Source organism: Streptomyces sp. RGM 3693, assembly GCF_050471125.1.
Taxonomy (GTDB): Bacteria; Actinomycetota; Actinomycetes; order Streptomycetales; family Streptomycetaceae; genus Streptomyces.
This window is the reverse complement of the sequence record NZ_JBMPPQ010000002.1, coordinates 1,162,817-1,176,718: the sequence shown is the minus strand read 5'-3', so window position 1 is coordinate 1,176,718 and position 13,902 is coordinate 1,162,817. Positions and strand designations below refer to the sequence as shown.

Annotated in this window: 10 protein-coding genes and 1 riboswitch; of the genes, 1 reads left to right on the top strand and 9 read right to left on the bottom strand. The window is 71.1% G+C overall.

The annotated features are described in order from the left end of the window. Positions 1 to 2: 2 nt before the first annotated feature. A complete protein-coding gene (locus ACO0M4_RS22620; RefSeq protein WP_430372731.1) occupies positions 3 to 2,534 on the top strand; it encodes an ABC transporter permease in 2,532 nt (843 codons plus the stop codon). A 130-nt stretch (positions 2,535 to 2,664) separates the two neighbouring features. On the opposite strand, the gene ACO0M4_RS22615 is transcribed toward ACO0M4_RS22620, so the two are convergent. The 9 genes from ACO0M4_RS22615 to ACO0M4_RS22575 all read right to left on the bottom strand — a co-directional run bounded on the left by ACO0M4_RS22615 (position 2,665) and on the right by ACO0M4_RS22575 (position 13,849). Further along, the gene (locus ACO0M4_RS22615) at positions 2,665 to 3,993 is read right to left on the bottom strand and encodes a class I SAM-dependent methyltransferase (RefSeq protein ID WP_430372729.1); all 1,329 of its coding nucleotides are present in this window, start codon (positions 3,991 to 3,993) and stop codon (positions 2,665 to 2,667) included. A gap of 200 nt (positions 3,994 to 4,193) precedes the next feature. Next, positions 4,194 to 5,582, bottom strand: coding sequence for an NAD(P)/FAD-dependent oxidoreductase (locus tag ACO0M4_RS22610; RefSeq protein ID WP_430372728.1), 1,389 nt, complete (start codon positions 5,580 to 5,582; stop codon positions 4,194 to 4,196). A gap of 471 nt (positions 5,583 to 6,053) precedes the next feature. Then, positions 6,054 to 6,995, bottom strand: a complete 942-nt coding sequence (locus tag ACO0M4_RS22605; protein WP_430372726.1) for an exopolyphosphatase — start codon at positions 6,993 to 6,995, stop codon at positions 6,054 to 6,056. After that, positions 6,992 to 7,594: a DUF501 domain-containing protein gene (locus ACO0M4_RS22600; protein ID WP_430372725.1), complete on the bottom strand. Its 603-nt coding sequence runs from the start codon at positions 7,592 to 7,594 to the stop codon at positions 6,992 to 6,994. Before ACO0M4_RS22600 ends, ACO0M4_RS22605 begins: the two co-directional genes overlap by 4 nt. A gap of 121 nt (positions 7,595 to 7,715) precedes the next feature. Continuing rightward, positions 7,716 to 8,231 carry an FtsB family cell division protein gene (locus tag ACO0M4_RS22595; protein ID WP_430373901.1) on the bottom strand — a complete coding sequence of 172 codons (516 nt, stop codon included), beginning with the start codon at positions 8,229 to 8,231 and terminating at the stop codon, positions 7,716 to 7,718. Positions 8,232 to 8,485: 254 nt separating this feature from the next. Next, the gene (eno, locus tag ACO0M4_RS22590; RefSeq protein WP_430372724.1) at positions 8,486 to 9,802 is read right to left on the bottom strand and encodes a phosphopyruvate hydratase; all 1,317 of its coding nucleotides are present in this window, start codon (positions 9,800 to 9,802) and stop codon (positions 8,486 to 8,488) included. A gap of 311 nt (positions 9,803 to 10,113) precedes the next feature. After that, entirely contained in the window at positions 10,114 to 10,794 is a 681-nt protein-coding gene (locus ACO0M4_RS22585) for a transglycosylase family protein (protein WP_430372723.1), read from the bottom strand. Positions 10,795 to 10,801: 7 nt separating this feature from the next. Further along, positions 10,802 to 10,971, bottom strand: a riboswitch (cyclic di-AMP (ydaO/yuaA leader). Positions 10,972 to 11,231: 260 nt separating this feature from the next. Beyond that, positions 11,232 to 12,305 (bottom strand): transglycosylase family protein, encoded by a 1,074-nt coding sequence (locus ACO0M4_RS22580; protein ID WP_430372721.1) that lies wholly within the window; start codon positions 12,303 to 12,305, stop codon positions 11,232 to 11,234. 254 nt (positions 12,306 to 12,559) lie between these two features. Further along, the gene (locus ACO0M4_RS22575; RefSeq protein ID WP_430373900.1) at positions 12,560 to 13,849 is read right to left on the bottom strand and encodes a cytochrome P450 family protein; all 1,290 of its coding nucleotides are present in this window, start codon (positions 13,847 to 13,849) and stop codon (positions 12,560 to 12,562) included. Between the last annotated feature and the right edge of the window lie 53 nt (positions 13,850 to 13,902).

Here is a 13,902-nt window from a genome sequence, read left to right as displayed (position 1 = left end):
CCATGTTCCGTACCGCCTTGCGCAATGTGCTTGCGCACAAGGCCCGGCTGCTGATGACCGTTCTCGCCGTGATGCTCGGCGTGGCCTTCGTCTCCGGCACCCTGGTCTTCACCTCGACCATCTCCGACGCCCTCCAGTCCACCGCCCGCAAGGGCTTCGACAACGTCGACGTGGCCATCCAGCGGGGTGGCTCCGACCGCGCCGACGCCGCTCCCGGAGCGCGCTCCGCGCTCGACGCGAAGCTGCTGGACAAGACCGCGCAGCTGCCCGGCGCCGCCTCCGTCACCGGCACCGTCTCCGGCTTCACCGCCATCGCCGACAAGAGCGGCACGATGATCGGCGACGGCTTCTCGACCACCGGCAGCAACTACTCCCCCGGCCACGACGGCACCGACGCCCGCTATCCGCTGCGCAGCGGCGCCGTCCCCAAGGGCCCGCACGAGTTCGCGCTGGACGCCCGCACCGCCGACCTCGGCGGCTACAAGGTCGGCGACACCGTCCGGATATCCACCGACGGCCCGGTCCGGGAACAGAAGCTGACCGGCATCTTCACCACCGACGACGCTCGGGTCCACGCCGGCGGCAGCCTCGCGCTGTTCGACACCGCCACCGCCCAGAAGCTGTTCGCGGCCCCCGGCCAGTTCGACGAGATCGACATCAAGGCCGCGCCGGGCACCTCCCAGACGGCGCTGAAGGACGCGGTGGAGAAGGTGCTCCCCCAGGGCGCCGAGGCCACCACCGGCCGGCAACTCGCCGACGACCAGGCGAAGATGATCGCCCAGAGCATGGACGGGGTGAAGACCGCCCTGCTGGGCTTCGCCGGCATCGCGCTCTTCGTCGGCATCTTCATCATCGCCAACACCTTCACCATGCTGGTCGCCCAGCGCACCAAGGAACTGGCGCTGCTGCGCGCGGTCGGCGCCAGCCGCCGCCAGGTCACCCGCTCGGTGCTGACCGAGGCGTTCGTGGTCGGCGCGGTGGCGGCGGTGACCGGTCTGCTGGCCGGTATCGGCATCGGCGCCGCCCTGCGCTCGCTGATGGTCGCCACCGGCGCCACGGTGCCCGACGGTCCGCTGGTGGTCTCGCCCACCACGATCCTGACCGCCCTGGTGGTCGGCATCGTCGTCACGGTCCTGGCCGCCTGGCTGCCCGGCCGCCGGGCCGCGAAGATCCCGCCGGTCGCCGCGATGAACAGCCTGCACGCCACCGCCACCACCAAGTCGCTGGTGGTCCGCAACACCATCGGTGCGCTCTTCGCCGCCGCCGGCACGGCCGCGGTCCTGGTCGCCACCGGAATGTCCGACGGCAAGGTCACCATGGGCGCCGGCGCGGCGCTGCTGCTGATCGGCGTGTTCGTGCTGACGCCGCTGCTGTCCCGACCGCTGATCGCGCTGGCCTCCCCGGTGCTGCGGCTCTTCGGGATCTCCGGCGTCCTCGCCCGGCAGAACGCGGTCCGCAATCCGCGTCGGACGGCCGCCACCGCCTCCGCGCTGATGATCGGGCTGACCCTGATCACGGGCCTGACGGTGATCGCCGGCAGTGTGCAGCAGGGCATCGACAAGATGGCCACCTTGGCGCTCAAGGCCGACTACGTGGTCTCCATGGCGAACCGTTCGCCGCTCTCCCCGGACGTGGCGAAGCAGCTCGCGGCCGCGGACGGAGTCACCGCCTCCAGCCCGCTGCGCAACTCCCCGTCCCGGATCGGCACCGCCACCGAGTACCTGACCGGCGTCAACGGCAAGGAGTTCGGCCAGCTCACCCGGCTCGACTTCACCGAGGGCGCCCTCGGTGCGCTGCACGGCGACCGGGCCGTCGTGGACGACACCCTCGCCAAGGAGAAGGGTTGGCACCCCGGCTCCCGCGTCCCGGTGACCTTCGAGGACGGCAAGAAGGGCACGCTGACCATCGGCGGGGTCTACGAGGGCAACCAAGTGATCCGCGGCATCCTCCTGGACAACGGCACGCTCGCCCCGCACCAGAAGCACGCCACCGACATGCAGGTGATGGTCAAGACGCAGCACGGCGCCACCCCCGAGGCCAAGGAATCCCTGGTCAAGGCGCTCGGCAAGAACCCGGCGATCACCGTCGCGGACAAGCAGGACGTCTCCAACGCCATCGCCCAGACGTTCACGCTGATGCTGAACATGGTCTACGGCCTGCTGGCCATGGCGGTGATCGTGGCGGTGCTCGGCGTGATCAACACCCTGGCGATGTCGGTCTTCGAGCGCTCCCAGGAGATCGGCATGCTGCGCGCCATCGGCCTGGACCGCCGCGCCATCAAGCGGATGGTGCGTCTGGAGTCGCTGGTGATCTCGCTCTTCGGCGGGGTGCTGGGCATCGGCCTGGGCGTGTTCTTCGGCTGGGCGGCCGGTGAACTGATCGGCGGCTCGCTGCCGACGTACGAACTGGTCATGCCCTGGGGCCGGATGGCCGTCTTCCTCGCGGTGGCCGCGCTGGTGGGCGTGCTGGCCGCGCTGTGGCCGGCCCGCCGGGCGGCCAAGCTCAACATGCTCCAGGCCATCAAGGCGGAGTAGCCGGCCCGTCGCCGCCCAGCGGCCCCGGACGGCCCGAGGGCCCCGGTCCCCCGCCCTGTCGGGTGGGACCGGGGCCCTCGGCCGTATGCGCCCCGCCGCGCCGCACCGGCCGCGGGGGGCGCCCGCCGGGTCAGTCCCGCCAGTCGCGGGCCCGCAGCGGCATCCCGGCGGCGCCGGAGTCCGGCGTGCGGACCGCCAGGATTTGGTTGACCCCTATGCGGTTGCGCTCGAACGACAGCGCCGAGGCGGCCATGTAGAGCCGCCAGACCCGGGCCCGGCCGGGGGAGGTGAGCCGGACCGCCTCCGCCCAGTGGTCCTCCAGGTTGGCCACCCACTGACGCAGCGTCAGCGCGTAGTGCTCCCGGATCGCCTCCACGTCCCGCACCTCGAAGCCCGCGTCCTCCAGCTGGCCGGCCGTCCGCCCCACCGGCGCCAACTCGCCGTCGGGGAAGACGTAGCGGTCGATGAACTCGTCGACGCGGTACGTCTCCTCGTCCGTCAGCGGACGCCGCGCGATCTGGTGGTTGAGCAGCCGCCCACCGGGCTTCAGCAGGGCGTACAGCGCGTTCGCGTACTCCGCGTACTGGGCCCGGCCGACGTGCTCGGCCATCCCGATCGAGGAGATCGCATCGAAGGGCCCGTCGGTGATCTCGCGGTAGTCCTGCACCCGGATCTCGATCCGGTCCGTGAGCCCGGCCTCGGCGATCCGCTTACGGGCGTAGGTGGCCTGCTCCTCGGAGAGGGTGATGCCGACCGCCCGGACGCCGAACTCGCGGGCCGCGTGCAGCACCATCGAGCCCCAACCGCAGCCCACGTCCAGCAGCCGCTGCCCCTCCTTCAGACCGAGCTTGCGGCAGATCAGGTCGAGCTTGTCGCGCTGGGCGTCCTCCAGGGTGGCGACGCCGTCGGCCGCTTCCGCATCGGGCTCCCAGTAGGCGCAGGAGTAGACCATGGACGGGCCGAGCACCAGCGCGTAGAAGTCGTTGCCGACGTCGTAGTGGTGGCTGATGGCCTGCCGGTCGCGGAGCAGGGAGTGCAGCGCCCCGCGGCGCGGGCGGGCCTCCTCGGCGGGCGGCGCGGGCGGTACGGGCAGGCCGCCCAGGGAGAGCAGTTCCTTGGCGGCGGCCCGGACCTCGGGACGGGCCAGGGCGCGCAGCACGGCGGCGCGCGGCGGATTGGGGGCGGCACTGCCGCGCTCCCAGATCATCTCGGCGAGCAGGTCCAGCGCCTCGTAGAGGTCCCCGTCGACGTCGATGTCGCCGGCCACCCAGGCCCGGGCCAGGCCCAGTTCGCCTGGTTTGAACAGCAGTCGCCGCAGCGCCCGGCGATTGCGGATGACCAGCGTGGGGGCCCCCGGCGGGCCGGACTCGCTACGGTCCCAGGCACGGATCCGCACCGGGAGCGGGTCTCCCAGCACCTCCTCGGCGAGCTTGGTGAGCCGTCCAGCGGCACCGGCCATGTCGCACACCTCCGTCTTGACGAGTCGGGCAAAGAAGTTTCACCCACCACGTAAACGCCAAGTGGGCGCCCCGATAGTCCCGTTCGCCTGACAGAGAACAACACACCGTGCACTTTCGGCCACACCCGAGCACGCCGAAGGGCGCCCGCCCCACGGATGGCGGACGCCCTTCGGGCTGGTCGGAGTACCCGACCGATGATTCAGGAAGCCTTGGCCTTCGGCTTGCCTCCGTCGGCCGCTGCGGCCGGCGCGGGGGCCGGCTTGGCGGCCTCGTAGAACTCCTCGCGGGGGTTCTCCATGGCGCCGAGCGAGACCACCTCGCGCTTGAGGAAGGTGGCCAGCGTCCAGTCGGCGAAGACCCGGATCTTGCGGTTGAATGTCGGCATCGCCATGCCGTGGTACGCGCGGTGCATGTACCAGGCGAGACGGCCCTTGAGCTTGATCTTCATCTTGCCCATGACGATCATCGCGACGCCCTTGTGGAGGCCGAGGCCCGCCACCGCGCCCTTGTTGGCGTGGCTGTACTCCTTCTGCGGGAAGCCCCGCATACCGGAGACCACGTTGTCGCCGAGGACCCTGGCCTGCCGCAGCGCGTGCTGCGCGTTCGGCGGGCACCAGGCGTTCTCGTTGCCGTTCTTGCGGCCGACCAGGTCGGGGACCTGGGCGTTGTCGCCGGCCGCCCAGATGTAGTCGGTGCCCTTGACCTGAAGGGTGGGCTCGGCGTCGATGTGGCCGCGCGGACCCAGCGGCAGACCGAAGCGGGAGAGCGCCGGGTTCGGCTTGACGCCGGCGGTCCACACGATGGTGTTGGACAGCACCTCAAGGCCGTTGTTGAGCATGACGTGGCCGTCGACGCAGGAGTCCATGCCGGTCTTGAGGTAGATCTCGATACCCCGGGACTCCAGGTGCTCCTTGCCGTAGGCGCCGAGCTTCGGACCGACCTCGGGGAGGATCTTGTCCGCGACGTCGACCAGCAGGAAGCGCATGTCCTCGCGCTTGACGTTCTTGTAGTACTTCGCGGCGTCGCGAGCCATGTCCTCGACCTCGCCGACGGTCTCCGCACCGGCGAAGCCACCGCCGACGAAGACGAAGGTCAACGCCTTGCGGCGGACCTCCTCGTCGGTCGTGGAGTCGGCCTTGTCCAGCTGCTCCAGGACGTGGTTGCGCAGGCCGATGGCCTCCTCCACGCCCTTCATACCGATGCCGTTCTCGGCCAGGCCGGGGATCGGGAAGGTACGGGAGACCGCGCCCATCGCGACGACCAGGTAGTCGAAGGGCAGCTCATACGCATCGCCCACGAGCGGGGCGATGGTGGCGACCTTGCGGTCCTGATCGATGGTGGTCACCCGGCCGGTGAGGACCTCCGCCTTGGGCAGCACGCGCCGCAGCGGGACCACAACGTGACGGGGGGAGATGCTGCCGGCCGCAGCTTCAGGGAGGAAGGGCTGGTACGTCATGTACGAGCGAGGGTCGACGACCGTGACGGTCGCCTCGCCGTACCGCATCTTCTTCAGGATGCGGCGCGCCGCGTACAGGCCAACGTACCCACCGCCTACAACGAGGATCCTGGGACGCTCCGTGGTGCTCATGCAATCGAGTATCCACCCCCACATGGGGGGTCGCTCGTGAGCCCCTTCACAAGAATGAGGGAGGCATCTGCTACACTCCGCCGGCTTCGTGACCGACGCCATAGCGCGATCGGGGAACCACGGTATAACGCGACACGTTGGATACCCCTGTTGATCAGGGCTTGTCCCCCTCTGAGCGGCTGTACCAGGCCCCTGGAGGGCACTGTCGTAACACGGCGGAGACCCACCGTAGACCCCGCAATTCTCGGGCAGATGAGTCCTAGGACCTTCGAATGAGGGACGAGTGGCCCGATAGTTCGCCCGAGAGGCGGGTTTTTCATGTGAAGGATTTCACGAACTTTCTTTCCGGGCGCCCTTCCGAGACCCCTCCAGGGCCCCGAAAACGCGCCCGGACGGCGCCGCGCCCACTCAAGAACCGCGGTGCGGGCGGCGGTTGCGGCGCCGCCTCCGAGCGCCTGACCGGCACACCGGTCAGGCGATGCTCCAGGCGATTCCGTCCAGAATGTCGTGTTCGCTGACCACGACCTCATCGGCGCCGACCCGCTCCATGATCGACAGCAGCACGAGGGCGCCGGCGCCGATGACGTCGACCCGGCCGGGGTGCATGACGGGGATCGCCGCGCGCTCGGCGTGGGTGGAGGTCAGCAGCCGCTCGGTGATCTCGGCGACCGTGGCCCGGGACATCCGGGAGTGGTGGATGGCCGCGGACTCGTAGTGGTCCAGGCCGAGCGCGACCGCGGCGACGGTGGTCACCGAGCCGGCCAGGCCGACCAGCGTGGCGGCCTCGGTCAGCGGGACGGTCTCCTCGACGCGGTCCAGGGCCGCGGCGATGTCGGCCTTGATGGCGGCGATCTGCCCCGGCGTGGGCGGGTCGGAGACCTCGCCGTCGTGGAGGAGGTGGCGCTCGGTCATCCGGACGCAGCCGACGTCGACCGAGCGGGCCGCCCGGACCGTCTCCTCGCCGAGCACGAACTCGGTCGAGCCGCCGCCGATGTCCACGACGAGGTAGGGGAGTTCGATGTGCGGGTGGCCGGTGAGCTCCTTGGTGGCGCCGATGAAGGAGAACTCCGCCTCCTGGTCACCGCTGATCACCTCGGGCTCGACGCCCAGGATGTCCATCACCCCGCGGACGAACACGTCGCGGTTCTCCGCGTCCCGGGAGGCGGACGTCGCCACGAACCGCAGCCGCTCCGCGCCCAGCCCCTTGATCACCGCGGCGTACTCCCGGCAGGCCGCGAAGGTGCGTTCCAGCGCCTCGGGCGCCAGCCGCCCCGTCCGGTCCACGCCCTGGCCCAGCCGGACGATCTCCATCCGGCGGTCCAGGTCCTTCAGTTCACCGGTCTCCGGGTCGAGATCGGCGACCAGCAGGCGGATGGAGTTGGTACCGCAGTCGATGGCGGCGACCCGCTTCACTTGGCGTCTCCTTCGGGACCGTCAGCGCCTTCGGCGGCGTTCCGCTGGGTTTCGGAGGTGTGCGCGGGGCTCGGGCCGCCCTCCGCACAAGGCGTCACGCAGGGGCCCTTGCGCCACCACTCGGGGAGCATCGCCAGGGCCTCGTCGCCGAGCGGGTTGACGCCCGGGCCGGCGGCCAACGAGTGGCCGACGAGCACGTGCAGGCACTTGACCCGGTCGGGCATCCCGCCCGCGCTCGGGAAGCCCTGGAGCACCTCGATGGCGTCCCGCCGGCGGATGTAGTCCTCGTGGGCCGCGCGGTAGGCGGCGGCCAGTTCCGGGTCGTTCGCCAGCCGCTCGGTCATCTCCTTCATCACGCCGTTGGCCTCCAGCGTGCCGATCGCGGACGCGGCGCGCGGGCAGGTGAGGTAGTAGAGCGTGGGGAAGGGGGTGCCGTCCTCCAGGCGCGGCGCGGTCTCCACGACGTCCGGCTGCCCGCACGGGCAGCGGTGCGCGATGGCGCGCAGGCCGCGCGGCGGGCGGCCGAGCTGGTCCTTGAAGGCGGCGATGTCCGCGGCGGTGGGCTCGGTGGGCTCAGTCTGGGGCGGGGCGGTGTCCATGTGCGCTTTCGGTGGATGGCGGAGGGGCTGGGCGGGTAGCGGACGGCGGGCAGCCGGTGGCGACCCGTAGGGCCGCGTGCGGACCCGCCCGTACAGTCTCGCCGGTACCGGCCGGTGCGGGCTACCGCTTGTCCGCGACGGCGGTGCCGGCCGCGTCGGCCGTACCAGCGGCGTGAGCCGTGCCGGCCGTGTCAGCCGCGTCTACGGATTCCCAGAGCTTGTCGTACCAGGGGAGCTGGGCCGCCTTGGCCGCCTTGGGTGCCGCGCGGACACCGGAGCCGTCCTGGACGATGTACCCGGTCTCGCCCGGCATGACGTAGTGCAGATGTCGGCGGGCCTGCTGCTGGACGTAGGCCGGGTCCTGCCAGCGGGCCTTCTCGTCGCGCAGCCGGTCGAGCGCGGCGGCGGCGTCCTGGGCCTTGCGGCGCTGGTCGGAGATGTCCGAGCGCTGGGAGATGTACTGCCTTATCGGGTAGGCGAGGGCGACCACCAGCGAGCACATCACCAGCGCCAGCAGGGCGGCGCGGCCGGTGAGGCGGTTGCGGCGGGGCCGCCGCTTGGCGCGGTAGACGCGGGCGGCGGCCTGTTCGCCGAGCGCCTTGAGCCGGGTCGCGGTGGAGAACCGGTCCGCGGGCACGTCGCCTCGCCTCCCCTTCAGCTTCCGTCCCGACGTCGTCACGGCGACCATCATGACGTACGTCCCCGGCAACGGTACGGGACCGGCGCCGGGGACGGTGCGCTTCACCTCCGCGTTGCTCCCCCGTCGAGTCCTCGGTCGAGTCCTCGGGAGCGCAGTCGGACGGTGCGGTGGTGCTGCCGTGCGGCGCGCGGGGCGCCGACGGCGGGGGTGGTGCTCAGCCCGTGAAGCGCTGCACGCCGGGCTTTAGGGTGTCAGCCCTTGAAGCGGGGGAAGGCGCTACGACCGGCGTACACCGCGGCGTCGTCGAGGATCTCCTCGATGCGCAGCAGCTGGTTGTACTTGGCGACGCGCTCGGAGCGGGCCGGGGCGCCGGTCTTGATCTGGCCGCAGTTGGTGGCGACGGCGAGGTCGGCGATGGTGACGTCCTCGGTCTCACCGGATCGGTGCGACATCATGCACTTGAAGCCGTTGCGCTGGGCCAGCTCGACGGCGTCCAGGGTCTCGGTCAGCGAACCGATCTGGTTGACCTTCACCAGCAGGGCGTTGGCGGAGCCCTCCTCGATGCCGCGGGCCAGGCGCTCGGGGTTGGTGACGAACAGGTCGTCGCCGACCAGCTGCACCTTGGCGCCGAGCTTGTCGGTGATGACCTTCCAGCCGGCCCAGTCGTCCTCGAACAGCGGGTCCTCGATGGAGACCAGCGGGTAGGCCGCCACCAGCTCCTCGTAGTACTCGGTCATCTCGGCGGCCGAGCGCTCCTTGCCCTCGAACTGGTACTTGCCGTCCTTGTAGAACTCGGAGGCGGCGACGTCCAGCGCGAGCGCGATGTCCTGGCCGGGGGCGTAGCCGGCTTCCTTGATGGCCTCAAGGATCAGGTCGAGGGCCTCGCGGTTGGAGCCCAGGTTGGGGGCGAAGCCGCCCTCGTCGCCGAGGCCGGTGGCCAGGCCCTTGGCCTTCAGGACCTTCTTGAGGGTGTGGTAGACCTCGGCGCCCCAGCGCAGCGCCTCGGAGAAGGACTCCGCACCGATCGGCGCGATCATGAACTCCTGGATGTCCACGTTGGAGTCGGCGTGCGAGCCGCCGTTCAGGATGTTCATCATCGGGACGGGCAGGACGTGCGCGTTCGGGCCACCGAGGTAGCGGAACAGCGGCAGGTCGCTGGCCTCGGAGGCGGCGTGCGCGACGGCGAGGGAGACGCCGAGGATGGCGTTGGCGCCCAGCGAGCCCTTGTTCTCGGTGGCGTCCAGGTCGAACATCGCCTGGTCGATCAACCGCTGCTCGGTCGCGTCGTAGCCGACCAGCTCCGGGCCGATCTGCTCGATGACGGCGAGGACCGCCTTCTCCACGCCCTTGCCGAGGTAGCGGTTGGGGTCACCGTCCCGCAGCTCGACGGCCTCGAAGGCGCCGGTCGAGGCGCCGGACGGAACAGCGGCACGGCCGGTGCTGCCGTCGTCGAGGCCGACCTCGACCTCGACCGTGGGATTACCTCGCGAGTCGAGAATTTCGCGGGCTACGACGACGTCGATGGACGGCACGTTGTCTCCTTCATGGGTGTCTGGAGGTCTCGGCATGAGCCTAACGGCCCCGGGCGGATCCGCTCGCCTGTGGCCCGCTCCGTGGGACGGAATTACCCAACAAGCTGCCCAAAAGCCCAGTTCACGGGAGGTTTCCACGCGATGTTCGCTATGCGGGGAACGCCGCGCCCGGCCGCCCGGGGCATCGGGAAACGGTGCACGTCAGGGGCGTGTGCCTGCCGGGGCGGCGCGGGGCAGGTGGACGGGCCGCGGCGCGGCATCCGGGCCGGGGAACGGAGAAGCCCCGCCGTGGCGCGCTCGGGGGTACGCGCCGCGGCGGGGCAGCTCTCTGGGGCAACCGGGACGGCTCAGATGCTGAGCTTCTGGCCCGGGAAGATGAGGTTGGGGTTGCCACCGACGACGGACTTGTTGGCGGCGTAGAGCGCCTTCCAGTTGGTGCCGTGCGCCTTGGCGATCTTGGCGAGGGTGTCGCCGGACTTGACGGTGTAGGTGTCACCGGAGCGGTGCGAGTGCTGCGGGGCCGGCTGGGCCTTCTCGACCTTCTCGCGGACCGGGGCGGACTTCTTGGTGGTGCCCTGGGTCTGCTTGCGGGCCTCGGAGGCGCCCTGGCTCTTCTTGACGGTGGCACCGGAGGTGTCGACGTTGGCGGCCGGGCCACCAGCGGTCAGGTTGCCGGCTCCGGCGCAGGTCCAGGCACCCGGGCCCTGGAGGGCGAGGAGCTTCTCGGCGGCGGCGATCTGCTGGGACTTGGTGGCCAGGTCGGCGCGGGCCGCGTACTGGGTGCCACCGGCGGCGGCCCAGCTGGAGTTCGAGAACTGCAGGCCACCGTAGTAGCCGTTACCGGTGTTGATCGACCAGTTGCCGCCGGACTCGCACTGGGCGACCTTGTCCCAGGTGGCGACGGAGGCGGCGGAAGCGGAGGTGGCGCCCATCAGCGGGACGGCGACGGCTGCGCCGGCGACACCGGCCAGGGTGGCGACGCGGACGGCCTTGGAGCTGCGGCGGTGCTTGCCCTTGTTGATCAGCATCGTTCGTTCGTTTCCTCACCGACGCCTACGAGGTGAGCTGTCGGGTTCGGGCCGTGTGAGCTGCCCGGCCGCGTGTGCTGCACACGCGACTTCACCCCAAGCCGACTGACCCGTTTTCACGGGCGGGGTCGGCACTTACCTTGGGTCCCCCGCTCCTGCCTTCGGCGCTTGCGCGTCGTTGTCCTCAGACCGCCGGCAGGACTCGGCGTGCGATCGGAGGGCCCGCTTTGGCGAGCGGTCCTGACCGTAAGCAGTAACCCTGTTGGTGTTCAAACCCCATCTTCTGAACCAAGTTGACCGTTTTTGATCATCAGGGTGGGCATTTCCGCAGGTCGACCCCGGTATGGAAACGGGGGACGGGATCCACCCCATCCCCCGCAACGAGAGCCATATCTCACTTTTACGAAACGCTACGAAAGCGAGCGAACCGCCGGTAACTACCCCTGTGTCCGCCCGAGATCGAGCAGCTGACCGGGGTGGATGAGGTCCGCATCGGAGCCGATGAGGTCCTGGTTGCGGTGGTAGAGCGCAGGCCAGCCGCCCGGCAGGTCATGACTGTCGGCGATCGCTGACAGGTTGTCACCCGGGCGTACGCGGTAGCTGCCGCTGTCCGCCGGGGGCGTGCGGGGCGCCTCCCCGCCGCGGGAGGCGTGCCGGCCGCTGCCGCCGTCCCGGTCGTCCCCGGCGTCCGCGCCACCGTCCGGCGCACCGCGGTGCTTGCCGGTGGCGGGCGGCGTGGCGGGGTCACCGGGCTCGGTGGAGCCGGACGGGGCCGGGGAAGCCGGGTCGGACGGGGAGGTGGACGGCGTCCCGGACGGGGACCCGGTGGGCGCTCCGGAGCCGGACGGGGCGGGGGACGCAGACGGGGAGTCCGTCGGCCCCGGGGTCGCCGGGGGTGCGTCCGGGGCGTCGGTGCCGGAGTCGGAACCAGAGCCGGTGCCGGTGCCGGCATCCGTACCGGTGTCGCCGCCGGACCCACCGCCGGAATCGCTGCCGGAATCGCCGCCGGAATCACGGCCGGCATCACTGCCGGACGGCTCGGGGGTCTTGGTGGCCGGGCCGGCCTCGCCCTGGTCCCCCTTCGAGCCGGAGGCGTCCCCGGTCGGGTCGGAGTCGGAGGGGTCGCCGGTGCCGGTGTGGCCGTGGGACGGGCGCGGCGTCGGACGGCTGGTGGGGCCCGGGTCGACGGCGGGCTTGCGGCCGCCCTTGGTCAGGCCGGCGTGCACCGCGCAGCTGGGGAAGGCGTCCGGGCCGCGGTCGTCGAGGATCGCCTCGCCCACGGCTATCTGCTGGGCGCGGCTGGCGAGGTCGGGGCGGGAGGCGTAGGCGGAGCCGCCGTAGTCGTCCCACATCTCCTGGGTGAGCTGGAGGCCGCCGTAGAAGCCGTTGCCGGTGGCGGAGCTCCACACCCCGCCGCTCTCGCACTGCGCGACGCGGTCCCAGGTCGGCGCGTCGGCCGCCTGGGCGCCGCCCGCGGTGAACAGCGGCAGGGCCAGGCCCGCGCCGGTCACTCCTGCCGTGACAAAGATGGCCGGTGCTTGTCGGGGGCGACGATGCCGGCCGTTCCCGGAACGCATGCGGTTGCCTTTCGCGCGGCGGTTGAGTTGTCGGACCGGTGTCGGCGAGGTACCGGGCGGCAGCCCGGGGCCGGCCCCGATCGTCGGTGGAAAGGTAGCCGGGGTTACGGGCAGTCACAAGTCGGTGTAGCGGAGATCACGCAATGGTCACATAGCTGACTGACCGTCAACTATGGAGTGGTCCCTGGTCAGGACGGTTCGGGCGTGAACTCCACCGGCAGGGTGCGCAGTCCGCGCATGATGAGCCCGCCGCGCCAGCGCAAATCGTCCGGTTCCGCCGCAAGTCGGAGGTCCGGGAGTCGGGTCAGCAGGGTCGCCAGGGCGGTCTGCCCTTCGAGTCGGGCCAGCGGCGCGCCGAGGCAGTAGTGGATGCCGTGCCCGTATCCCAAGTGCGGGTTGTCACGCCGGGTGAGGTCGAGCACGTCCGGCTCGTCGAACCGCGCCGGATCGCGGTCGGCGGCGGCCAGCACCACCAGGACCGGGTCCCCAGCGGCGATCCGCTGCCCGCCCAGCGTCAGCTCCCGGGTCGCGTACCGCCAGGTAGCCAGCTCCACGGGCCCGTCGTAGCGGAGCAGTTCCTCGACGGCGGTGCCGAGCAGTTCGGTGTCGCCGGCCGCGATCGACTTCTGGAGGAGTTCGCGCTGGGCGGGGTGACGGAGCAGCGCGTAGGTGCCGTTGCCGATCAGGTTGACCGTGGTCTCGAATCCGGCGAACAGCAACACGAAGCACATGGCGGCGGCCTCGTTCTCCGTGAGGTGCTCGCCGTGGTCGGAGGCCCGGATCAGCCCGGAGATCAGGTCGTCCCCGAGGTCGCCGCGCTTGCGGTGGATCAGCTCCGCCAGATACGCCCGCATCTTCTTCACGGACCGGGCAACCCCGCCGCGCGGCCCGCCGCCGTGCCGGATCATCATGCCCGCCCAGTCGCGGAAGTCGTCCTGGTCCTCGGGCGGGACGCCGAGCAGATCGCAGATCGCGTAGATCGGCAGCGGGAACGCGAACTCGTGGATGAGGTCGGCGCTCCCCCGCTGCACGAAGCTGTCAATCAACTGGTCGGTCAGCTCCTGTATCCGCGGGGCGAACGCGGCGACCCGGCGCGGGGTGAACGCCTTGGAGACCAGGCGGCGCAGCCGGGTGTGGTCCGGCGGGTCGATGTTCAGCAGGTGCGTCATCAGGTTGGCGCTGCGCTCGCCCGGAATGCCGGTTTTACCCTTTCCGTGCGCAGCATCGGAATGGTGCACCGGATTCTTCGACAGCCGGGCGTCGGCGAGCGCCTGCCGGGCGTCCGGGTAACGGGTGACCAGCCACGCCTCGACGCCGCTGGGCAACCGCGTCCGGTGCACCGGCGCATGCTCGCGCAGCCAGGCGTACGCCGGGTAGGGGTCGGCGGCGAACTCCCAGGAGAAGAGTGCGGGGACCGGACCGGCGGCGGCCATGGGGCAGACGGCGGGCGGGTCGCCCTCCGGGCGGGTGTCGGACATGTGCTGCACGTATCGACCGTAACCGGTGACGCACCCGCCCCACCCCACTCAGG